Origin of the sequence: Afifella sp. IM 167 (genome assembly GCF_020144925.1) — a bacterium.
GTDB lineage: Bacteria > Pseudomonadota > Alphaproteobacteria > Rhizobiales > Afifellaceae > Afifella.
In genome coordinates this window covers 150034-171639 of record NZ_NSLC01000008.1, presented here as the reverse complement: position 1 = coordinate 171639, position 21606 = coordinate 150034, and the positions used below count along the sequence as shown (strand labels likewise).

Annotated in this window: 26 protein-coding genes; 4 read left to right on the top strand and 22 right to left on the bottom strand. The window is 66.1% G+C overall.

Features of this window, described 5'->3' with window-relative positions; genetic code table 11:
• The first annotated feature begins 8 nt into the window (after positions 1-8).
• Positions 9-233 carry a DUF1127 domain-containing protein gene (locus CLD20_RS15695; RefSeq protein WP_224407600.1) on the top strand — a complete coding sequence of 75 codons (225 nt, stop codon included), beginning with the start codon at positions 9-11 and terminating at the stop codon, positions 231-233.
• 81 nt (positions 234-314) lie between these two features.
• Here CLD20_RS15695 and CLD20_RS15690 read toward each other — a convergent pair whose 3' ends face one another.
• From CLD20_RS15690 to purC, 6 genes are all read right to left on the bottom strand, one after another.
• A complete protein-coding gene (locus CLD20_RS15690) occupies positions 315-713 on the bottom strand; it encodes a hypothetical protein (RefSeq protein WP_224407599.1) in 399 nt (132 codons plus the stop codon).
• Positions 710-1390, bottom strand: a complete 681-nt coding sequence (purQ, locus tag CLD20_RS15685; protein WP_224407598.1) for a phosphoribosylformylglycinamidine synthase subunit PurQ — start codon at positions 1388-1390, stop codon at positions 710-712. Before purQ ends, CLD20_RS15690 begins: the two co-directional genes overlap by 4 nt.
• 14 nt (positions 1391-1404) lie before the next feature.
• The gene (locus CLD20_RS15680; RefSeq protein ID WP_224407597.1) at positions 1405-2142 is read right to left on the bottom strand and encodes a DUF4336 domain-containing protein; all 738 of its coding nucleotides are present in this window, start codon (positions 2140-2142) and stop codon (positions 1405-1407) included.
• Between the two features lie 83 nt (positions 2143-2225).
• Positions 2226-2696: a GIY-YIG nuclease family protein gene (locus tag CLD20_RS15675; RefSeq protein WP_224407596.1), complete on the bottom strand. Its 471-nt coding sequence runs from the start codon at positions 2694-2696 to the stop codon at positions 2226-2228.
• Entirely contained in the window at positions 2696-2932 is a 237-nt protein-coding gene (purS, locus tag CLD20_RS15670; RefSeq protein WP_224407595.1) for a phosphoribosylformylglycinamidine synthase subunit PurS, read from the bottom strand. Before purS ends, CLD20_RS15675 begins: the two co-directional genes overlap by 1 nt.
• A 135-nt stretch (positions 2933-3067) precedes the next feature.
• Positions 3068-3832, bottom strand: a complete 765-nt coding sequence (purC, locus tag CLD20_RS15665) for a phosphoribosylaminoimidazolesuccinocarboxamide synthase (protein ID WP_224407594.1) — start codon at positions 3830-3832, stop codon at positions 3068-3070.
• A 234-nt stretch (positions 3833-4066) separates the two neighbouring features.
• Here purC and CLD20_RS15660 point away from each other — a divergent pair, with 234 nt between their 5' ends.
• Positions 4067-4390 carry a DUF1476 domain-containing protein gene (locus CLD20_RS15660; RefSeq protein ID WP_224407593.1) on the top strand — a complete coding sequence of 108 codons (324 nt, stop codon included), beginning with the start codon at positions 4067-4069 and terminating at the stop codon, positions 4388-4390.
• 11 nt (positions 4391-4401) lie between these two features.
• On the top strand, positions 4402-5175 hold the full coding sequence (locus CLD20_RS15655; RefSeq protein ID WP_224407592.1) for an HpcH/HpaI aldolase/citrate lyase family protein: 774 nt from the start codon (positions 4402-4404) through the stop codon (positions 5173-5175).
• Positions 5176-5213: 38 nt separating this feature from the next.
• Here the strand turns inward: CLD20_RS15655 and CLD20_RS15650 are convergent, their stop codons facing one another.
• The 5 genes from CLD20_RS15650 to CLD20_RS15630 form a co-directional block, all read right to left on the bottom strand.
• On the bottom strand, positions 5214-6830 hold the full coding sequence (locus CLD20_RS15650) for an inorganic phosphate transporter (RefSeq protein WP_224407591.1): 1617 nt from the start codon (positions 6828-6830) through the stop codon (positions 5214-5216).
• A 164-nt stretch (positions 6831-6994) separates the two neighbouring features.
• Entirely contained in the window at positions 6995-7543 is a 549-nt protein-coding gene (locus tag CLD20_RS15645) for an alpha/beta hydrolase (protein WP_224407590.1), read from the bottom strand.
• Positions 7544-7552: 9 nt separating this feature from the next.
• Positions 7553-8860: an adenylosuccinate lyase gene (gene purB / locus CLD20_RS15640; RefSeq protein ID WP_224407589.1), complete on the bottom strand. Its 1308-nt coding sequence runs from the start codon at positions 8858-8860 to the stop codon at positions 7553-7555.
• A gap of 128 nt (positions 8861-8988) precedes the next feature.
• Positions 8989-9477, bottom strand: coding sequence for an Lrp/AsnC family transcriptional regulator (locus tag CLD20_RS15635; RefSeq protein ID WP_224407588.1), 489 nt, complete (start codon positions 9475-9477; stop codon positions 8989-8991).
• A 45-nt stretch (positions 9478-9522) separates the two neighbouring features.
• Entirely contained in the window at positions 9523-10527 is a 1005-nt protein-coding gene (locus tag CLD20_RS15630) for a P1 family peptidase (RefSeq protein ID WP_224407587.1), read from the bottom strand.
• Positions 10528-10713: 186 nt separating this feature from the next.
• Here CLD20_RS15630 and CLD20_RS15625 point away from each other — a divergent pair, with 186 nt between their 5' ends.
• The gene (locus CLD20_RS15625; protein WP_224407586.1) at positions 10714-11100 is read left to right on the top strand and encodes an ester cyclase; all 387 of its coding nucleotides are present in this window, start codon (positions 10714-10716) and stop codon (positions 11098-11100) included.
• A 145-nt stretch (positions 11101-11245) separates the two neighbouring features.
• Here the strand turns inward: CLD20_RS15625 and CLD20_RS15620 are convergent, their stop codons facing one another.
• The 11 genes from CLD20_RS15620 to CLD20_RS15570 form a co-directional block, all read right to left on the bottom strand.
• Entirely contained in the window at positions 11246-12358 is a 1113-nt protein-coding gene (locus tag CLD20_RS15620) for a branched-chain amino acid ABC transporter substrate-binding protein (RefSeq protein WP_224407585.1), read from the bottom strand.
• A 145-nt stretch (positions 12359-12503) separates the two neighbouring features.
• A complete protein-coding gene (locus CLD20_RS15615; RefSeq protein WP_224407584.1) occupies positions 12504-12869 on the bottom strand; it encodes a DUF6867 family protein in 366 nt (121 codons plus the stop codon).
• Complete coding sequence (locus tag CLD20_RS15610) at positions 12866-13609, bottom strand: ABC transporter ATP-binding protein (RefSeq protein ID WP_224407583.1); 744 nt, start codon at positions 13607-13609, stop codon at positions 12866-12868. The genes CLD20_RS15615 and CLD20_RS15610 overlap by 4 nt, the downstream gene beginning before the upstream one ends.
• A complete protein-coding gene (locus CLD20_RS15605; RefSeq protein ID WP_304504366.1) occupies positions 13606-14622 on the bottom strand; it encodes an ABC transporter ATP-binding protein in 1017 nt (338 codons plus the stop codon). Before CLD20_RS15605 ends, CLD20_RS15610 begins: the two co-directional genes overlap by 4 nt.
• Positions 14622-16070: a high-affinity branched-chain amino acid ABC transporter permease LivM gene (gene livM / locus CLD20_RS15600; RefSeq protein WP_224407582.1), complete on the bottom strand. Its 1449-nt coding sequence runs from the start codon at positions 16068-16070 to the stop codon at positions 14622-14624. Before livM ends, CLD20_RS15605 begins: the two co-directional genes overlap by 1 nt.
• Position 16071: 1 nt before the next feature.
• A complete protein-coding gene (locus tag CLD20_RS15595) occupies positions 16072-16998 on the bottom strand; it encodes a branched-chain amino acid ABC transporter permease LivH (RefSeq protein WP_224407581.1) in 927 nt (308 codons plus the stop codon).
• A gap of 228 nt (positions 16999-17226) precedes the next feature.
• Positions 17227-18498 carry an outer membrane protein gene (locus CLD20_RS15590; RefSeq protein WP_224407580.1) on the bottom strand — a complete coding sequence of 424 codons (1272 nt, stop codon included), beginning with the start codon at positions 18496-18498 and terminating at the stop codon, positions 17227-17229.
• Between the two features lie 141 nt (positions 18499-18639).
• Complete coding sequence (gene pcaC, locus CLD20_RS15585) at positions 18640-19050, bottom strand: 4-carboxymuconolactone decarboxylase (protein WP_224407579.1); 411 nt, start codon at positions 19048-19050, stop codon at positions 18640-18642.
• A gap of 10 nt (positions 19051-19060) precedes the next feature.
• Positions 19061-19840, bottom strand: coding sequence for a 3-oxoadipate enol-lactonase (gene pcaD / locus CLD20_RS15580; protein ID WP_224407578.1), 780 nt, complete (start codon positions 19838-19840; stop codon positions 19061-19063).
• The gene (gene pcaB, locus CLD20_RS15575; RefSeq protein ID WP_224407577.1) at positions 19827-21206 is read right to left on the bottom strand and encodes a 3-carboxy-cis,cis-muconate cycloisomerase; all 1380 of its coding nucleotides are present in this window, start codon (positions 21204-21206) and stop codon (positions 19827-19829) included. Before pcaB ends, pcaD begins: the two co-directional genes overlap by 14 nt.
• A gap of 67 nt (positions 21207-21273) precedes the next feature.
• Positions 21274-21591: a hypothetical protein gene (locus tag CLD20_RS15570; RefSeq protein WP_224407576.1), complete on the bottom strand. Its 318-nt coding sequence runs from the start codon at positions 21589-21591 to the stop codon at positions 21274-21276.
• Positions 21592-21606 lie beyond the last annotated feature (15 nt).

Genomic DNA, 21606 nt, shown 5'->3' with positions numbered 1-21606 from the left:
GTCGCATCATGGGTTCAATAGATACAATACGTTCCGACGCCAGCCTGTCCTCCCCCGTCGCTCGCCTGCGCGGGCGCTTCACGCTCCAGGCGGTACTCGTGCGGATCGAGAAGATGGCGGAGCGCCGGCGCACGCGGCGTGCCCTGATGGCCCTGTCCGACTCGCAGCTGAAGGATATCGGCATCTCGCGCGCCGATGCCTACCGGGAAGGAATCCGGCCCTTCTGGGACTGATCGTTCTTCATTGAGAGGATCAGCGAAACGGAGAAAGCGGAATCAATCGAATCGCTTGCGGCGCCTTGTTCGGAAATCGAATCAAGCGCCGCAGGTCGTATTGCCGGCCGACCAGCGGGCGATATCGGCGCGGATGCGCGGGCCGGAGGCCGTGGCGAGGAGGGGACCGAACAGCTTCACCTCGCTGCCGCGCCCGTCCGCCTCGGCGCCGACGACGAGCTGCGGCAGGCCGCCGGGCTCGCCCTTCCTCAGGATGAGGATGCGCGGCCGGCCGGAATAGGAATTGATCTCCGGCGCGTAGATGAAGCCGGAAAAGGCCGCGTCGCCGGCGAACCAGCACTGGCGCATCGCATCGGCGATGCGGCTGGCGACGGCATGCGGCTCGGAGCCGGCGGAATAGCTGAGATAGTCCTTCGCGCCTGAAGAGCAGGCAGCGAGGAGCGCGGCGGCCGCGGCGGCGGCGAGTGAGCGTCGCTTCAAGCGGCCACCTCGAGCGCCTGGGCAAGGCCCTTGAAGAGGCGCAGACCATCCAGGCAGCCATGCGCCTCCTCGGTAAAATCCTCCGGATGCGGCATCATGCCCAGAACGTTGCGGCGGGCATTGCAGATGCCGGCGATGTCGCGCTGCGAGCCGTTCGGGCTGGTGCCCTCGGCATAGCGGAAGATCACCTGGTTCTCGCCTTCGAGGCGGTCGAGGCTTGCCTGATCGGCGAAATAGTTGCCGTCGGCATGGGCGACGGGCGTGCGGATGACCTCGCCCTCGCCGTAGAGGCGGGTGAAGGGCGTGTCGGCCGAGACGACCTCCAGCTTCACCTCCCGGCAGACGAATTTCAGCGAGGCGTTGCGCATCAGCGCGCCCGGCAGGAGGTTTGCCTCGCACAGCGCCTGAAAGCCGTTGCATACCCCCAGCACCAGCGTGCCCGCCTCGGCGGCCTTCGCCACCTCGCGCATCACCGGCGAATGGGCGGCGATGGCTCCGGCGCGCAGATAGTCGCCATAGGAGAAGCCGCCGGGCAGGACCACGAGGTCGATGCCGGAAGGCAGGCTCGTCTCGGCGTGCCAGACCATCTTCGGCTCGCGGCCGGTGGCCAGACGAAGGGCGGCGGCCATATCGCTTTCGCGATTGGTGCCGGGGAACTGGATGATGGCTGCGTGCATCGAAATCCGGTCTGTCAGATGAGCCAGCGGAGGGCGCGGGCAAGCTCGGCCTCTCCGTTCTTCAGATAGCATCGGCCATGGGCGAGAAGAACCCGCTCGGGCGACCATGCCAGCATTTCTTTCGCCGCGATGCGTGCCGCTTCCTTGCGCCCGATGAAGGTAAAGCGGAGGTCGCGCGGCATCGAGCCGTCCGGGTCGGTGACGCCGCCAACGCGCATCAGAAAGCGCATATGGCTGCAGGTGACGCGCCCGGGCTCGAAGTTCTCGATCGTGTCGGTGAGGACGAGCGTCTTCGACGGGCGATGGAAGAGCTCCAGCTCGGTCATGAAGCCGCCGACGAGCGGCAGGCAGGCGATCTCCCGGCCCCATTCGAGCGGGGCGGTGGTGATCTCCGCCTCGAAGCCTGTAAAGCGCTTCTTCGCCGCCTCGCCGACGCCCGGCGCGGCATAGGCCGTGGCATCGGGAAAGCGCGCCTTCCAGTCGCCGATCCACCAGTAATGCAGCTTGTTGGGGGCGAGCAGGGTGCGCACTTCGCCGAGGGCCGAGATGTCGGCGGCGAGCTTTTCCGTCAGCGGCGTCGGCGAATGCAGGACGAGGCCGCCATCGGAAAGCCTCAACACCGTCATGCGCGTGGTGAAGGGCAGGGAGCCGACGACGTAGCGCATGGAGATTTCCGGACCGTCGACGATCCAGACGTTCTCGGCGACCGGCTTCAGCGTGTTCAGCGGCTCGTAGAGCTTAAGGCAGGACATGGCGGCCTATGGCGAATCGGCGAAATTCTCGCTCGCACAAGCCATCTCAGCCCATTCTGGCCTTGCTGTGGCGCGCCGGCGGCTTAGTGGGTCGCGAAGTCGTTGTAGGGCGTCTTCAGCGCGGTCGCCGCGTAGACCTCGAACAGATGCTGGATGAGGATGTCGGGCACTTCCACGCATTTCGCCGACATCGCGCGTACACGCATGGTGGCCTCGGCGAATGCAGCACGAAAGTCCTCCGTCTCCATCAAGGCCTTGCGTGATCCCGTGGGCTTGTAGGTCGCCTTGACCCTGCCTGTCGCTTCGCGCGCCAGGCGAAAGGCAAAGGCCGAGGATTCGGGACGGCCAGCCGTGTGATTGGAAATCCGCTGGCGGATGTTCCGCGTTCGGCCGGTGTAGAGCGGCATGCCATCCTCGAAGATGACATAGACGCCCGGCTCGGTGGGAAAGGAAGCGCGGTCCGTGATCGGGCGCAACTCGCGGCGCGTCAGCTCCTCCAGAAGGGGTGGCAGCTTTTCGAGGAGCGCCACGTATTCCGGGAGCAGTCCGGCCATCAGCCCATCTCGATGCGGTAATCCTCGATCACGGTGTTGGCGAGCAGCGTCTCGCACATCGCCTTCAGCCGTGCCTCGGCGGGCTCGCCGGTCTCTTCAAGCTCCACATCGAAGACCTTGCCCTGGCGCACGGCCCCGACGCCGGAAAAGCCGAGGGCGGAAAGGGCCCCTTCGATCGCCTGGCCCTGCGGATCGAGGACGCCTTCCTTCAGGGTGACGAAGATGCGGGCTTTCATGTCTTGTCTCCGGGCGGGCTGGCCGGGCTGTTGGGCTCCGGCGATCCAATCGGGCCCCTTGAAGCAAAAAAGCGGCGGCGGGGCGAGCCCGCACGCCGCTTGATCAACATATGCTTCCGCTATCGGAAGCGAGCGCTACTGAACGAGAACCGGCCCCGTGCCGGTGACGCGCTCGTTGGAATTGAGGAGACCGAGACGGCGCGCGACTTCCTGATAGGCCTCCAGGAGGCCGCCCATGTCGCGGCGGAAACGGTCCTTGTCGAGCTTCTCGTTGGACGTCATGTCCCACAGACGGCAGGAATCGGGGGAGATCTCGTCGGCGACGACGATCCGAACCATGTCGTTCTCGTAGAGACGGCCGCATTCCATCTTGAAGTCGACGAGGCGGATGCCGACGCCGAGGAAGAGGCCGCACAGGAAGTCGTTCACGCGAATCGCGAGCGACATGATGTCGTCCATCTCCTGGGGATTCGCCCAGCCGAAGGCGGTGATGTGCTCCTCGGAGACCATCGGATCGCCGAGCTCGTCGTTCTTGTAATAGAACTCGATGATGGAGCGGGGCAGGGGCGTGCCCTCGTCGATGCCGAGCCGCTCCGACAGGGAGCCGGCGGCAACGTTCCGAACCACCACCTCGAGCGGAATGATCTCCACCTCGCGGATCAGCTGCTCGCGCATATTGAGCCGCCGGATGAAATGGGTCGGGATGCCCATGTCGTTGAGATTGCTGAAGATGTACTCGGAGATGCGGTTGTTCAGCACCCCCTTGCCGTCAACGATCTGGTGCTTCTTCTTGTTGAACGCGGTCGCGTCGTCCTTGAAGTGCTGCACCAGGGTTCCAGGCTCGGGACCCTCGTAGAGGATCTTGGCCTTGCCTTCATAAATACGACGGCGACGGTTCATGGGATTTAGTCTGACAATCATGATGATGAGAAGTTAGGGACGGGTCTTCGGCTCCGAAACGGCGAACCGTCCTTGGTCGCGCGGAACCTAGCTGAAAGCGGACACCAGCACAACGAGATGTTATCAGCGAGCCCGCAAAGCGGTGGCAAAGGCGTGGCCTGGCGCATTGCAGAGCCGCCTTTGTGCGGCTAACACATCGGCCAACTGAGACAAGGTCAGGGATGGGAAGCGGCGATGACCACATTCGATGATCGTGAAAACGCCTACGAGAACAAGTTCGCGCATGACGAGGAACTGAAGTTCAAGGCGATGGCGCGGCGCAACCGGCTGCTCGGCATGTGGGCGGCCGAAAAGCTCGGCAAGAGCGGCGAGGAGGCCGAGGCCTATGCCAAGGAGGTCGTGCGTTCCGATTTCGCCGAGCCGGGCGACAACGACGTCTTCGTCAAAGTGAAGGGCGACCTCGACGCGGCGGGCGTGCCCGTTCCCGAGGAAGAGATCCGCGGCGCCATGCGCCGGCTTCTCATCGAAGCTGCCGAGCAGATCGAGTCGAGCCGCTAGGCGGACCTCCCATGGCAGCGGCGCCAACGCTGGCGGAGCGGCTGCGGGCCGGCGAGAAGCTCGTATCGGCCTGGTCCGGCCTCACCGATCCGATGATCTCCGAAATGCTCGGGCGTTCCGGCTTCGATGCCGTGACGCTCGACATGCAGCACGGCTTCCATTCGACGGAGAGCGTGCAGCGGTGCATCGGCGGCATCGCGCTTTCGGGCCGGCCGGCGATCGTGCGCGTGCCGGTGGGCCGCTTCGACATGGCGAGCCGGGCGCTCGACATGGGCGCCGAGGCGGTGATCGCGCCGATGGTGAACAGTCTTGCGGATGCGAGGGCGTTTGCCGCGGCGATGAAGTTCCCGCCCATCGGCCAGCGCTCCTGGGGGCCGGGACGGGCGATCGAGCTCTCCGGCGCCAGCGAATCGGGCGCCTATCTCTCTTCCGCCAATCGCGGAACTCTCTCCTTCGCCATGATCGAGACGCGCGAGGCGCTTGCCCTCCTCGACGATATCCTCGCCGTCGACGGCATCGACGGCGTGTTCGTCGGACCGGCGGACTTCTCGATCGCCTGGAGCGGCGGCGCGGACGTCGACCCGACGCTGGAAGACATGATGGGCGCGATCGAGAGCATTGCCGTGCGGGCGCAAAAGTCCGGAAAACTCTCCGCCGTCTTTGCCGCCGACCCGTCCTTCGGCAGGCGCTATCACGAAATGGGCTTCAACCTCGTTGCCACCGCGCCGGACACGGCCTGCCTTGCCGCAGGCGCCGCGACTTTCCTGGCACTGGCGAAGAAGTAGCCGGCGGCGCCCCGCGCCGCCGACCCCGGAGACGGATTTCAGAGCATCACGCGCAGCGCGAGGAACGCGGCCGCCGAGAGCGCGGCCGCTGCGGGCAGTGTGACGATCCAGGCGAAGGCGATCGGGCGCATCAGCTTCCAGTTGGTGCTGCGGTTCACGAGGCCGATACCGAGCACGGCCCCGATCAGGATGTGCGTGCTGGAGACCGGCAGGCCGAGGATGGAGGCGAGCAGGACGACGGCGGATGCGGAAAGCTCGGCGGAAAAGCCGGAGGCCGGATGCATGCGCGTCAGGTTGTGCCCGACGGTGCGGATGACATGCTTGCCGATGAACCACAGGCCGGCGACCAGGGCGACGCCGAAGGTGATCATGGCAAGCGCCGGCACCGGTGCGTCCTGGCCGACATTGCCCGTCCTCAGGACGTCAAGGATCGCCGCGAAGGGACCGATGGCGTTGGCGATATCGTTGGAGCCGTGGCTGAAGGCGAAGCCTGCTGCGGTGAAGACCTGCATCCAGCTGAAGAGCAGGAAGGTGGCGCGGCCGAGCGGCTGCGATTTCAGGAGCTTGGCGAAGACGAACACCGCCATCCAGACGGCACCGCCCGCCATCGTGACGATAAGGATATCCTGAACGAGGCTGAGGCCGAGCTCCATGTGCCCCAGCCCCTTGAGGAGAAGCACGCCCGCAATGACGACCGCCGCGGCGGCGGCGATGGGAGGCACGAGCTTTTCCAGCGCACGGTGCGGGCGGATGCTTTCGCGCTCGCTCTCGATGCGTTGCAGACCCCGGTAGTAGTCGGTCTCCAGATCCTCCGGCCTGAAATCGCTGTCGTTGAGGATCTGCATGTCGCGCGTCATGGCGTGGGTGTAGGAGATCTGCTGGATTTCCGAGAGACGCTCGAAGGCCGCCTTGTGCGCCTTGTTGTGGCGGACCTTCGCCTCACGGATCCGGTCGAGTTCGGCCGCGGCGGCGTCGTTGTAGGTGAGGATGCGCTTCTTGATCTGCCAGAAGAGAAGGTAGGCTACAGCCCCGCCGAGAAGAGGCGACAGCACCCAGGAAATGACGATCTCGCCGACCTTTCTCCACTGAACAAGGGAATAGGCGGTGTCGGTGCTGTCCATCAGGATGCCGAGCGCGATGGAGCTGCCGACGATGGCGCCGACGATCGAATGGGTGGTGGAGACCGGATAGCCGCGGCTCGTGGCAAAGAGCAGCCAAAGTGCCGCCGCGATCAGCGCCGACATCATGATGTAGACGAAGTCGGCCGGAGCGATATCGATCTGTCCGAGATCGACGATGCCGCCGCGGATGGTGTCGGTGACCGCGCCGCCGGCGATCACGGCGCCGGAAACCTCGAAGATCGCGGCGATGGCGAGCGCCTGGCGTATCGTCAGGGTACCGGCCCCGACGCTGGTGCCGAAGGAATTGGCGACATCGTTGCCGCCTATATTGAAAGCCATGAAGACGCCAAACACCGTCGCCAGGACGAGGGCGACGTTGCGATGGCCTTCGGTGTATCCCTGCGCCCAGAAGAGAAAATACGCGGTCACGGCAAGCAGCAGCGCCCCGAAGACGATGCTCAGCCAGGAAAGTCCGTCGGATGCCTCGGGTGAGGTTTGCGGGGCGGGCCCGCTCGCTTCAGCTTCTGCCGTCATCGCTCACTGTCCCTCCGGCGACCGGATCAGAAAGGGAGCGCTGCACGCCGCGGGCGCGACGCGAGCAAGGGTCGCCGATTTCCGATTAGGAGAGGCCAGCTACAGGTGTGTGACGCTAAGCCGTTGTTTTTCCAACATTTATATAGACGTCTAAAGAACCGAGGCTAGAGCCGGCTCATCATCCGGGCGAAGACCATCAGCCCTTCCGGCCAGGGCCCATGGCCGGAATCGTCGTTGAGATGGCCTGAATTGCCGGCATCGATGAAGAGGGAGCCCCAGGCGTTCGCCCAGTCCTCGGCGACGGCGACATCGCAGTAGGGATCGTCGCGGCTGGCGACGAGGATGGAGGGGAAGGGCAGCGGATCGCGCGGCACCGGCAGGAAGTTTTGTGCGCCCGCGAGCGATGCGGCGCCGTTCTCGAAATCGGGAGGGGCGACGAGGAAGGCGGCCTTGACCGGGCCGTCGGCGAGATGGCGGGCGGCATGGACCAGCGTCAGCGCGCCCGCGGAATGGCCGATGAGGACGACGGGGCGCTTTGCCAGATGCACGGCGGCGAGGACGTTCGCCGTCCACATCTCCAGGTCGGGATTGGAAAAGTCCTGCTCGATCGTCTCGGCCGTCGCCAGCCGGGCGGTCCAGCGGTTGTACCAGTTGCCCGGCGCGCCGCCGAAAAGGCCCGGATGGATGAGGATGTCGGCTTCGCGCGCTTTCATCGCGGCAGGTCAGGCGGCCCCGAAGACGCGGTCGAAGATCGTGTCGACATGCTTCAGGTGATAGTCGAGGTCGAACATCGCCTCGAGCTCGGAAGCGGGAATCTTCTGAGTCACTTCCGGGTCGGCCTTCAACTCCGACAGGAAGTCGGCGCCGCGCTCCCAGGTCTTCATGGCGTGGCTCTGGACGAGCCTGTAGGCATCCTCGCGCGAGGCGCCGGCCTGGGTCAGCGCCAGCATGATGCGCTGCGAATTGTGGAGGCCCGAGAGCCTGTCGAGATTGCCCCTCATCCTCTCGGGATAGACGACGAGCTTTTCGACGAGGCCGGCGAGGCGGGCGAGGGCGAAATCGAGCGTCACCGTGGCGTCCGGGCCGATCATGCGCTCGACGGAGGAATGGGAGATGTCGCGCTCGTGCCAGAGGGCGACGTTCTCCATCGCCGGCAGCGCATAGGATCGCACCATGCGGGCAAGGCCGGTGATGTTTTCCGAAAGGACCGGATTGCGCTTGTGCGGCATCGCGGAGGAGCCCTTCTGGCCGGGCGAGAAATATTCCTCGGCCTCCAGCACCTCGGTGCGCTGCAGATGGCGGACCTCGGTCGCCAGCCGCTCCATGGAGGAGGCGATGATGGCCAGCGCTGCGAAGAAGGCGGCGTGCCGGTCGCGCGGGATCACCTGCGTGGAGACGGGCTCCGGCGTCAGGCCCATCTTCTCGGCGACGTATTCCTCCACCTTCGGGTCGATGTTGGCAAAGGTGCCGACGGCGCCGGAGATGGCGCAGGTGGCGATCTCTTCGCGGGCCGCCACAAGCCGCTCGCGGCCCCGGGCGAATTCGGCATAGGCGCTGGCGAGCTTGACGCCGAAGGTGGTCGGCTCGGCATGGATGCCATGCGAGCGTCCGATGGTCGGCGTCATCTTGTGCTCGTAGGCGCGGGCCTTCAGCGCCTCGAGCAGCCGGTCGAGATCGGCGAGCAGGATGTCGGCGGCGCGGGCGAGTTGCACCGAAAGGCAGGTGTCGAGGACATCCGACGAGGTCATGCCCTGATGGACGAAGCGCGCCTCCGGCCCGACGATCTCGGCGAGATGGGTGAGGAAGGCGATGACGTCGTGCTTCACCTCCCGCTCGATGGCGTCGATGCGCTCCACGTCGAAGGTGGCGGCGCCGCCCTTTTCCCAGACGGTCTTCGCGGCCTCCTTCGGGACGCGGCCCATCTCGGCCATGGCGGAGAGGGCATGCGCCTCGATCTCGAACCAGATGCGGAATTTCGTTTCGGGCGACCAGATCGCCACCATCTCGGGGCGGGCGTAACGCGGAATCATTTTTCGGGCGGGCTCCTTCTCGCCCGCTGTTTAGAGGGCGAGGGCGGAGGGGGCAATGAGGCTGGCGTTCGCAGAGGCAGCGTCGATGCCGCGCGGCGGGCGCCCCGGTCAGCGGCTCCGCCCCCATCTCACGCCTCGCGGATCGGCAATGACGGCGTGTCCTTCACCGTGGCGACGACGATGCGCGACTGGACGTCGGTGACGAGGTCGTTGTCGAGGAGCTTGGAGCGCAGGAACCAGTCGTAGGTGTGGATGTCGTTGGTGACGATCTTCAACAGATAGTCGACCGCGCCGGTGACGCGCTCGCAGACCAGCACCTCCGGCCAGGAATTTACGAGGCGATCGAACTTTTCCATGTTCTGCCGGCTCGGCACGCCGAGCTTGACGAAGGCGTAGGCGACGAAATCGAGGCCGACGGCGTCGCGCTCCACCAGCGCCACAACGGCGCGGATGATGCCGGCCTCCTTCAGCCGCTTGATGCGCCGCCAGGCCGGCGTCTGGCTCATCCCCGCCTCGCGGGCGATCTCGGCGACGGAGAGCGAGGCGTCGCGCTGCATGATCCGCAGGATGCGAATCTCGCCGGGATCGAGCTCTGTGTCCTGCGGGCGCTGAATCATCGATTTTTCCTTCAGCCGAAAACTAGCCCCGCCGGGCCATCCGGCTCAATCGGTATCGAAGAGCTGCCCCCATGTCGGCTTCGTATCGCCCGGGGCGGGGGTGGCGGCATGAACGGCGCGGGCGATGGCTCGGGCGAGCGTGGCGGCGGCGGCGGCGCATGCCTCGGTGAGGAGGGCGAGCCTCTCGGCCTCCGCCGCCTCAACCTTTCCCGTGGAAAGGGCGAAGACCGTGTCGCCGTCGAGGGGCGTGTGGGCGGGATAGATGGCAAGCGCCAGCCCGTCATGGGCGGCGATGGCGAGGCGCTTGGCCTCGGCCTTGGTGAGGGCGAGGTCCGTGGCGACGACTGCGACGGTGGTGTTGCCGCCCGGCGCGGGGGAAAGCTTGGTGACCGGTTCTGCCGCATCCGCCGGCATTTTTTCGGGGAAGCCGAGGCCGCCGAACTCGTTTCCCCGCTCAAAAGGGGCGGCGCGGAAATGCGGTCCGGCGCCGAGGGTGACGCGGCCGACGGCGTTGACGGCGACGAAAGCGGCGAGCGTGGCGCCGCTGGAGAGTCTTGCGCCGGCATGGCCGAAGCCGCCCTTGAGGTTGGCCGTGGTCGCGCCGGCGCCGGCGCCGAGCGTGCCGTCGCGGGTGGCCGGGCTCGCGGCCTCGCAGGCGCGGCGGGCGAGGGCAGGGTAGGGGTTTTCCGCGCCGGGGCGGCCGGGAGCGGGCAGGAACGCCTTGTCGCCGCCATTGGCGAGGTCGAAGAGGATCGCCGCCGGCACGATCGGTACCGTGAAGCCGGCGACGGCGAAGCCGCGGCCCTTCTCGGCGAGAAAGCGCATGACGCCGTCGGCGGCGGCAAGGCCGAAGGCGGAGCCGCCGGAGAGCACCACGGCGTCGACAGCCGGCACCGTGGCTTCGGGACGGGAGAGCTCGGTCTCGCGCGTTCCCGGCGCGCCGCCGGCGACATGGGCGCTCATGACCGCCGGGGCCTCGGGCAGGATGACGGTGACGCCGGATTTGAGCGCCGCATCGTCGGCATGGCCGATCTCGAGGCCGGCGGGCATGGGTTCGGCGGAGGAAGGGGGGGCTTGTCGCATGGCCGGGATCAAAGCCGGCAAAGGCCAAAAAGAAAAGCCTCCTTAAAGCGATGCCGGGTGGAGGGGAGCGTCACCCTTGCTGCGGCGCGAGCCGCGTTGCGTGGCCGCGCCGCGCTGCTAGGGTCGCGATGGGACGATGTGACGGGGAAAGCGATGGAGAGGGATGAGCTTGTGGCGGCCTATCGCGGCTACATCGCCTGCCTCAACCGCCAGGACTGGGACGAGCTCGGCCGCTATGTCGGCGAGGAGGTGCGCTACAACGGCGAGAGGGTTGGGCTCGCCGGTTACCGGTCGATGCTGGAAGGCGACTTTCGGGCGATCCCGGACCTTCGCTTCCATATCGAGCTTCTCGTCTGCGATCCGCCGCATGTCGCCAGCCGCCTCGCATTCGACTGCACGCCGGTCGGCGTGCTCTTCGGTGTGCCGGTCAATGGGAGACGGGTGCGTTTCGAGGAGAATGTCTTCTACGAATTCAGAGAGGGCAGGATCGCGAGCGTCCTGTCGATCATCGACAAGGCCGCGATCGCCGCGCAGATCTGACGATCGGCGCGTGGCCGGGCTGCCTTTCCGGGGAGCGAGGCCAAAGGAATGAACGTGCCGCGTTTCGCTGCCCTGCAAAAGAAAAGCCCCGGCGGGGATGCCGCCGGGGCTTTCCGGCCCTTGCGGGCCCTAACTTCTCAGCCGATCACTTCTCGGCGTTCAGATAGTCGTACTTGCCGTCCTTCCACTCATAGAAGACGTAGCCCGGCAGGGTGACGTCGCCCTTGTCGTCGAAGGAGAGCTCGCCGAGGACCGTGTCGAAGGTGCCGGTGTTCAGCGCCTCGTTGACCGCGTCATATTCGGCGGAGCCGGCCTTCTCGGCAGCCTGCGCCCAGGCCTGGATGGCGGCGTAGGTGTACATGACGTAGCCCTCGGTCGGCTTGCCGGCATCTTCCAGCTTCTTCACGATCGGGGCAGCCGCCTCGCTCTTGCGCGGATCCGGGGAGAAGGTCATCAGCGTGCCTTCGCCGGCATCGCCGGTGATCGCCCAGTACTCGTCGGTGACGAGGGCATCACCGGAGATCAGCTGCACGTCCATGCCCTGATCCTTCATCTGGCGGGCCATCAGGCCGGCCTCGGTATGGTAGCCGCCGACATAGAGGACGCCGATGCCCTCCTGCTTCAGCTTGGAGACGAGGGCGGTGTAGTCCTTCTCGCCAGCCGTATAGGCCTCGTACATGTCGGCCTTCTTGCCGGCCGCTTCCATCGCCGCCATGGTCTCGTCGGCAAGGCCCTTACCGTAGGCGGTCTTGTCGTGGATGATGGCAACCTTGGTGTCAGGATAGTTCTTGGCGATGAACTGGCCGGCGACCTCGCCCTGCTGGTCGTCACGGCCGCAGACGCGGTAGGTGCCGCCATCCGGGTTCGGACGCTCGTCAGTGAACTTCGGGTTGGTGGAAGCCGGCGAGATCTGCACGATGCCTTCCTCGGCATAGACGGCAGAGGCCGGGATCGAGGAACCGGAGCAGAAATGCCCGGCCATGAAGACGACGCCCTTGCCGGCCATCTGGTTGGCCACGGCAACGGCCTGCTTCGGATCGCAGGCATCGTCGCCCACTTCCAGAACGAGCTTTTCGCCCAGGACGCCGCCGGCCTCGTTGATGTCGGCCACCGCCTGCTCGGCGCCGGTCCTCATCTGCTCGCCGAAAGAGGCGTACTGACCGGTCATGGGACCAGCCGTCGCGATCGTGATATCCGCCCACGCCGCACTGGTCATGGCGAAGCTCATCGCGACACCTGCCAAGAATGCTTTCTTCAACGGACTCTCCCTTATGTCTTGAGCGGCGCCATCATCTCATGATCCCGGGCGCCGGCGGGTATCGAGGTTCCCCCTCAATTCATCGTCATCTAAGACCATTTCGGCCGCGTTGGATATGCCCTTTGCCGAGCATCCCTACCAATGGCTAGGCCTTGCGCTTCCAGCCGAGCGGGCCGGCGCGGTCGTAGATGAAACTGTACTGTTCGCCCATCTGGCGGGCGCGCGTCATCTGCCGGCCAAGGGCCGCGATGGCGATGAGCACCACGTAGTCGACCAGATAGTAGTGAATGCCAACCGGGAAGCTCGACGGCGGCAGCAGGAAGGTGCCGCCGAAAAGGCCGTAATGGATGAAGCGGGTGGCGAGCGACAGGAGCGCGATATAGATCGCAAGGCGCAGCCAGGAGCCCCAGGTGATGGCGACGGCACGTCCCGTCATGAAAGCCGCCATGCCGGCGAGCACGACGGTGACCAGGACGAACTCGACCCACGAAACTTCCCAGATCATGTTCATTCAGCAGCCTCGTGACGGCCGCCTTCGAGATAGGCGGCGCGGACTTCGGGGCGGGCGAGAAGCTCGGCTCCGGTCCCCGTCATGGTGATCTTGCCGTTGACCATGACGTAGCCGCGATGGGCAAGGCGCAATGCGTGGAAGGCGTTCTGCTCGACCAGGAACACGGTGAGCCCCTCGTCGCGATTGAGGTCGTGGATGACCTGGAAGATCTGCTTCACCACCATCGGCGCCAGGCCGAGCGAGGGCTCGTCGAGCAACAGAAGCCGGGGCTTGCTCATCAGGGCGCGGGCGATGGCCAGCATCTGCTGCTCGCCGCCCGAAAGCGTGCCGCCGCGCTGGTGCTGGCGCTCCTTGAGGCGCGGGAAGAGGTCGAAGACCCGCTCCAGATCCCTGTCGAAGCTCGCGCCGTCGGTGAGCATCGCCCCCATCTGGAGGTTCTCCATCACCGTCATGCGCGGGAAGATCCGCCGGCCTTCCGGCGACTGCGCGATGGAGCGCGACATGATCTCGTGCGTCGGCAGGTGGGTGATGTCCTCGCCGTCGTAGACGATCTGGCCGCTGCGCGCCTGCGGATTGCCGCAGATGGTCATCATCAGCGTCGACTTGCCGGCGCCATTCGCCCCGATCAGCGTGACGATCTCGCCCTCGAAGACGGCCACATCGACGCCTCGCAGCGCGATGATGTTGCCGTAATAGGTCTCCACGCCCTGCATGTAGAGAAGCGGCATCTTGTCGGTCATGGCCGGTCCCCGCTCTCTTCGGCCGGCGCTTTGGCGGCACGGGCCGCGGCGGCCGCCGCCTCGGCCTCGGCCTCCGCGACCTCCTCGTCTTCGACGCCGAGATAGGCGGCAATGACGGAAGGATCGTTGCGCACGCGTTCGGCCGAGCCGTCGGAGATCTTCTCGCCGTAGTCGAGCACCACGACATGGTCGGAGATTTCCATCACCACGCCCATGTCATGCTCGATGAGGAGCACGGAGGTGCCTTCCTCGGTGCGGATGAATTCCAGGAGTTCGTTGAGTTCGCTCGTCTCGCGCGGATTGAGGCCGGCTGCGGGCTCGTCGAGGCACAGAAGGTGCGGCTCGGTGCACATGGCACGGGCAATCTCGAGCCGCCGCTGGGCGCCGTAGGGCAGGCCGCCCGCCGGGATGTCCGCCTGGTCGATGAGACGGGTGTGCTCCAGCCAGTAGACGGCCTTGTCAATGGCCGCCTGGCGCGCGGCGCGAAAGCCCGGCAGGTTGAAGATGCCGCCGATGGTGAAGCCGGAGGCCGCCATCAGCACGTTGTGCTGGGCGATGAGGAGGTTCTCCAGCACGGTCATGCCGCTGAACAGGCGGATGTTCTGGAAGGTGCGGGCGACCTTGGCCTCCTTGGAGATGCGAAAGTCCGGCATGCGCTCTAAGAGGAAGATGCCGCCGGCATCGGTCCTCGCCCAGGGCTCGCCGCTCTCCGTCAGCTTGCGGACGGCCTCGTCGCCGCCATCCCTGCCGTGGCGCATCACGATGCGCCCCTCGGTCGGCTTGTAGAAGCCGGTGACGCAATTGAAGACCGTCGTCTTGCCGGCGCCGTTCGGGCCGATCAGGGCGGTGATGTCGCCGCGCCCGACATTGAAGGAGAGGTCGTCGACGGCGACGAGGCCGCCGAAGCGCATCGTCAGGTGCTCGACCGTGAGGACCGGATCGACCTCCCAGCGATGGGTGGCATCGGCGGGGGTCGGGCTCGGCGCGGCGGGCTTGGCGGAGGCGGGCGACATCAGTGGCCCTCGCCCTGCGCGACCATGTCGGCCGAGATCGATTGTCGCTGCTTGAGGATGGCGGAGGGATCGCGCGTGGCGATGAGGCCGCGCGGGCGCCAGACCATGATGATCACCATCAACAGGCCGAAGATCAGCATGCGGTACTCGGCAAGGTCGCGGAAGAGCTCAAAGCCGCCGATCATCACGATGGAGGCGATGACGACGCCCATCTGCGAGCCGAGGCCGCCAAGGACGACGATGGCGAGGATAAGCGCCGATTCCATGAAGGTGAAGCTTTCCGGCGAGATGAAGCCCTGTCGCGTGGCGAAGAAGGAGCCCGCGAAGCCGCCGAACATGGCGCCGATGGCGAAGGCGGTGAGCTTGGTGTTGGTCGTGTTGATGCCGAGCGAGCGGCAGGCGATCTCGTCCTCGCGCAGCGCCTCCCATGCCCGGCCGAGCGGCAGCTTTCTGAGCCGCATGGTGACGAAGTTGGTGATCATCGCCAGGAGCAGGATGATGTAGAAAAAGTAGGCCTGCTTGTAGGCGGAATCGTATTTGAGGCCGAGCAGGCCGGGCAGGTTGTCATCGCCGCGGGCGAAGGCGAGGCCGAAGAAGGTCGGGTCCGGAATGCCGGAGATGCCGTCCGGCCCGCCTGTGAAGGTGTACCAGTTGAGCAGGACGATGCGGATGATCTCGCCGAAGGCGAGCGTGACGATCGCCAGATAGTCGCCGCGCAGGCGCAGCACCGGAAAGCCGAGAATGATGCCCCAGCAGGCAGCGAGGAGGCCCGCCACGGGCAGCGCGAACCAGAAGCCGACATCGAAATACTGGGCAAAGAGTGCGAAGGAATAGGCGCCGACCGCGTAGAAGGCGACGTAGCCGAGGTCGAGCAGGCCTGCGAGGCCGACGACGATGTTCAGGCCCCAGCCGAGCATGATGTAGGTGAGGACCAGAATGCCGAGATCGATGAACTGCTTGTCCTTCAGCGGGAAGGCCCACAGGATTACGATCGGGTAGACGATCGCCGCGGCGAGCGCGAAGGCCCCGACCTTGCCGGAATGGCGGGCGAAATGCTCCGAGAGCGGCGTGCCCTTGCGGCTCTCGATCGCCCGGGTGGCGAGCGAGCGACCGCCCTTCTGACGCGAGCCCCAGAAGAGCATGCGGAAGGCGAGGCGTCCGACGAAGACTGCGACGATGGAGATGCCGAAGGCCTGCCAGCGGGTCGTCAGCTCCAGGCCGCCGAGATTGATGTCGGTGCGAAAGCCGATGAAGAAGAGGAAGAGGGCCGCGGCGATGCCGGCCGCGATGGCGGCGTCCTTGAGGGCGAGGACGATGGGCGAGCCGTATTCGGGCTCCTCCACGAAGGGCGGCTCGCCGCCGTAGCCGGCTACCCGCTGTTCCCATTCCACCAAGGCGCCCGGCGCCTGGTGCTCTTCGGCGCTGCCTGCCTGGTTGATGTCGGACATCTCAGACCTTCTCGACTTCCGGCTTGCCGAGCAGCCCGGAGGGCAGGAAAATCAGGGTGATCGCCAGGATCGAGAAGGCGGCGACGTCCTTGTACTCGACGCTGAAATAGCCCGACCAGAAGGTCTCGATGAGGCCGATGGCGAGCCCGCCGAGCATGGCGCCCGGAAGCGAGCCGATGCCGCCGAGGACGGCCGCGGTGAAGGCTTTCACGCCGGCGACGAAGCCGATGTAGAAGTCGATCACGCCATAATAGAGCAGGAACATCACGCCGGCGACGGCGGCGAGCGCGGCGCCCATGACGAAGGTGAGCGAGATCGTGCGGTCGACGTTGACGCCGAGGAGAGAGGCCATCTTGGCGTCCTGCTCGCAGGCGCGCTGGGCGCGGCCGAGCTCGGTCTTGGCGATCAGCGTGGAGAAGGCCGCCATCAGGACCACGGTCGTCGCGATGATGATGATCTGCATGTAGGAGAGCTGCACGACGATGGCGCCGGTGTCGGTGTTGCCCTGCATCAGCGTGATGCCGCCCTGGATCTGCGGCGGCAGCGGCTTGACGCGCGCGCCCTGGGTGAGTTGCACGAAGTTCTGCAGCACGATCGACATGCCGATGGCGGTGATCAGCGGCGCCAGGCGGAAGGAGCCGCGCAGCGGCCGGTAGGCGATGCGCTCCACCGTCCAGCCCCAGGCGGAGGTGAAGATCATCGCCACGATGAGGACGATGAGAAGGATGAGCGGCAGGGCCGTGACCCCGAGCGCCAGCATGATCATGAAGACGGTGAGCGCGATGAACGAGCCGACCATGAAGATGTCTCCATGGGCGAAATTGATCATGCCAATGATGCCGTAGACCATCGTATAGCCGATGGCGATGAGGCCGTAGATCGAACCGAGCGTTACCCCGTTGATCAGCTGCTGAACGAAATACTCCATCGTTCTCTTGACGATCCCCCGCCGGCGCTCGCGCGCTATTGCCATGATCCCGACCGCCTCTGTGCAGGAGGCGATGATGAAAGACCTCAACCGTTTAGCAAGCCGTTTGACGGCGCACAATACGCCCGATGGCGGAGGCATGCCGCGGCAAAAGGCACGCAAAGCAAAGAGGCACCGGCGGGGTGCCGGTGCCTCTCGAATAGGTGCGACGATCAGTCTGTCAGACGATCAGGGGAGGCGGACGGCGAGGCCGGCGCGGATCGTATCGACGGAGGGCTCGAAGGAGGTGGTGCCCACGGGCAGCGCGTTCGAGACCTCCTGGAACTCGTCGTGGAGATATTCGACGCGGCCGAAAATGTGGTCGGTGAAGGCGACATCGACGCCGCCGCCGACCGTCCAGCCCTTGGCGGGCTCGACGTTGATCGTCGTCGTGCCGGCCTGCGTGAAATGCACCTGGGTGATGGCGAAGCCGCCGGCCACGAAGGGCAGGAAGCGACCGGCATCGTAGCCGATGCGGGCGCGCACATGGGCATCCCACATGGGTTCCTTCGTCACCTTGGTGCCGGCGATGGTGGCGCCCTGGTCGCCCTGGCGCAGGCCGAGGTCCATGTCGATACCGCCGACGAGGCTGCCCCATTCGGCGTTGGCGCCGAGGAACATGCTGCCGCCGACGCTGGTGCCGTCGGCCGTGCCCGAGCCGACGCCGGTGATGGTCGTGTCGTCGTTGAGGAAGGCCGCGCCGAGCATGGCGCCGCCATAGAAGCCCGACCAGTTGTTGCCCGGGGCGTCGAGGAAGGTCTTGGGATAGTCGTCGAAGCCGCTGCCGAGGGCGAAGATCACCGCGGCGCGCACCTGATGCGCTTCCGGATCGATCTTGGTGGTCGTGCCGCCGAAGTTGTAATTCTCGGCGCCGTAGTTGGTGTAGAGATATTCGGCGCGCAGGCGGATCGGATAGAAGACCGCCGCCTCGACGCCGAGGCCGACCGACCAGCCGTAATGATGCGCGACGTCGCCCTGGATGAGGGTCGGGGTCAGCGTATGGGCGTGGATCTCGGCCATGCGGGCGCCGACCATGGCGTAGGGCAGGAAGCGGCCCCAGAGATAGCCGATGCGGGCATAGGCGCCGGCATCCCAGATGAAGTCGGTGCCGACATTGGCGGGCGCGTTGGTCGTCTTGGTCTCGTGGATGACGATGTCACCCTCAAGGCCCAGGAGGATGTTGCCGAAGAGCCAGTTGTAGCCGCGGATGCCGCCGCCGGAGAAACCGGAATTGTCGCTCATGGAGTAGGGCACGCCGCCGCTCTGGCCGTCGATCGTGTCGGCGGACCAGCCGAAATGGAGGCCCGTATAGAAGCCCTCCCACTCGGAGACCGGCTCCGGCGTCATGATCGGTGCGGGCGGCTGGGCGTATTCGGGAAGGTCAGCGGCGAAGGCCGGAACGGCCAGAAGCTGACCGGATATTGCGACGGCGCCGATGGCAGCCAGTCCGAAACCACGCATGGAGAACTCCAGCTTTTTCAGAAACTCGTCTGCGGTGCTACCGCCCGGCCAGCCACAACGTCAATCTTCCTCCACCCGGCGGGGGCGGTTCACGCGCCTGTGTTGCCGATGGGCCATAGGCCGTTGCAGCGCAAGAAAGCGCTATTTCGCCGCGTCGAGCTCGTCCAACACCGAGGCGGCGAGCTTGAAGGCATGGTTCGCCGCCGGCACGCCGCAATAGATCGCAGCCTGCAGAATCACTTCCTTGATCTCGTCGTCGGAGAGGCCGTTGTTCTTGGCGGCGCGCACATGCATGGCGAATTCCTCCCAGTGGCCGAGCGCGATCATCGCCGTCAGCACCATGGCCGACCGCGTCTTGCGCTCCAGGCCTGGCCGGGTCCAGATTTCGCCCCAGGCATAGCGGGTGATGAGGTCCTGGAATTCGCGGTTGAAAGGGTTCTTCGCCGCCTCCGCCCGTTCCACATGCGCCTCGCCGAGGACGGCGCGGCGGACCTTCATGCCGGCATCGTAAGTTTTCTGGTCGGGGGTCTTCTGATCGGGGGTGTCGGTCATGGATCGCCCGTCAGCGCAGGAAGTTGAGGACGGCGGAATTGAAGCCCTGCGGCTCCTCGACGTTGGAAAGGTGCGCGGCGTGCAGCACCTCCTTCTTCGCCCCGGGGATGTTGTCGGCGATCAGTTCGCCCTGCTCGGGCGGCGTCGCCGGGTCCGAATCGCCGATGACGACGAGGACGGGCGCCTCGATCTTCTTCAGATCGGCGCGCAGGTCCATGTCGCGGATGGCGGCGCAGCAGCCGGCATAGCCGGCCGCCTCGGTGGCGCGAATCTGCGAGGCGATGCGCTCCACCTCCTCCGGATTTTCCTTGCGGAAGGCAGGCGTGAACCAGCGCTCCGTCACGCCGGCCACCATGGCGCCCATGCCGTTCTCCGTGCAGTTGCGGATGCGCCCGTTCCACATCTCCGCCGTCGGCATGTGGGCGGAGGTGTTGCACAGCGCGACCCGCTCAAGGCGCTCCGGATGGTGGAGGAGGAGCCACATCGCCGTCATTCCGCCCATGGAAAGGCCGCAGAAGCGCGTCTTGACGATGCCGAGGCAGTCGAGCAGCTCGATCGCGTCGCGGCCGAGCCGCTCCAGCGCGTATTCGCCGGAAGGCGCGGAGGAACGGCCATGGCCGCGCTGGTCGTAGCGGATGACGCGGAAGCTCTCGGCCGCCTCGTCGATCTGTCCGTCCCACATGGCCAGGTTGGTGCCGAGTGAGTTGGAGAAGACGAGGGGAGGGTTTTCGGGCGAGCCTTCCGCCTCCCACCAGATCTTCTGGCCGTCGCTGGTCTCACAATAGGGCATGGGTTTCCTCCCGGGCGGCGCGGGCATCCTGCACCGCCCTGTCGATCATGTCGTGGCTCGATCCAAGATAGCTTTCGGGACGAAGGGCCGCCTCGACCTCTTCGGCCGAAAGCACCCCGCCGATCCTCGCGTCTTCGAGGGCCGCCTCCCTGAGGCTCCGCCCATCGTCCATCGCGGTGCGCGCGACCTCCGCCACCAGATGGTGAGCCTCGCCGCGGCCGAGCTTGCCGGCCATGCGCATCATCAGGCTTTCGGCCATCAGGAAGCCGCCGGAGGCCTGAAGATTGCGCCGCATCGCATCGGCGTCGATCTCGAGTCCGGAGACGATGTCGACGCCCTTTTCGAGGCTGCCGCCCGTCGCCAGGAAAACATCACGGAGCGTTTCCCACTCGGAGGGCCAGGCGCCAGGGCTGCGCTCGTGTTCGCCCTCCATCGCCATCGCCAGCGTGGCGAGAAGGCCGCAGATGCGGCGGTGGTTGGCGCGGATGGCCGCCGAGCCGACCGGATTGCGCTTCTGCGGCATGGTCGAGGAGCCGCCCTTGCCGGGCGCGGCGGGCTCGAAGGCTTCGCCGATCTCGCTCTGCATCATGAGCTGCACATCGATGGCGATCTTGGCGAGCGAGCCCGAGAGCCCGGCAAGGCCGGCGCCGAGGTCAAGGATGCGGCTTCTCTCGGCGTGCCAGGAGATGCCGGGATCGGGAAGGCCGAGCTCTGTGGCGAGCGTGGCGCGCACCGCAGGCCCCCTGTCGCCAAGCGAGGCGAGCGTGCCGGCGGCGCCGGCGAACTGGATGGCGAGGCCGTCTTCGCGCAGGCGCGCCAGCTCGCGGAAGGCGGCGGTGAGACCGGAGAGCCAGATGGCGGCCTTCAGGCCGAAGGGGATCGGCAGGGCCTGCTGCAGCCAGGTGCGCCCGGCCATGACGGTGCCACGGTGCCTTTCGGCGAGGGCGGAAGCCGCGCTCATGCCATTGGCAAGGTCCTTGAGGAGGATGCGCAGCGCCCGCCCGGCGAGCAGCATGAAGGCGGTGTCGATGACGTCCTGGCTGGTCGCGCCCCAATGGACATAACCCTTGCCGGGGCCGTCCACTTTCGCCGTCAGCGCCTTGACGAGGGGGATGGCGACATTGCCCGCAAGGCCGGCGGCGCGGCCGATCTCGGAAAGATCGTAGAGACTTGCGTCGCAGGCTCGAGAAATTGAGTCCGCCGCTCCGGAAGGGATGATGCCGGCTTTCTCCTCGGCCCGGGCGAGTGCCGCTTCGACGTCGAGCATCGCCTGCAGGACGGCGCGGTCGGCAAAGAGGGCGCGCATTTCCTGCGAGGAGAAGACGGAAGCCAGAAGAGGCCGCTCGTCCGCCGGTTCGTCATTCATTGCCTGGGTGTGTCCAGTTGCTCTTTCCTGTCCGATGCATTGTCAGTGGAGAACGGATTCTTCCCGGTCAAGCCTGCAAGGCGGGTTGTCGAGACTCCTTCTTCGCAGCGGTTTCGGCCACCTCCCTGGCCACATCCTGAATGAAGCGCGCCGCGCTACGGGCACGGCCGGCGGGCTTTTTCGTCTCTCCCGCCAGCGAATTGACGATTGCCGGAGTGCCGATGACCTGGGTGAGCGTCTGTCCGATCCGCTTCAATGCGGCTTTCCGGCCGCTGTCGAGGGGCTTGGCCGAAGCATAGCCGACCTTCATGAGCTTGGAGGTGGCGAACACCCACGCCCTGTTCGTTCCAAAGGTCCGGTAATGCTGTGTCAGAAAGCTGAGCAAAGGTTGCTTGTCCCC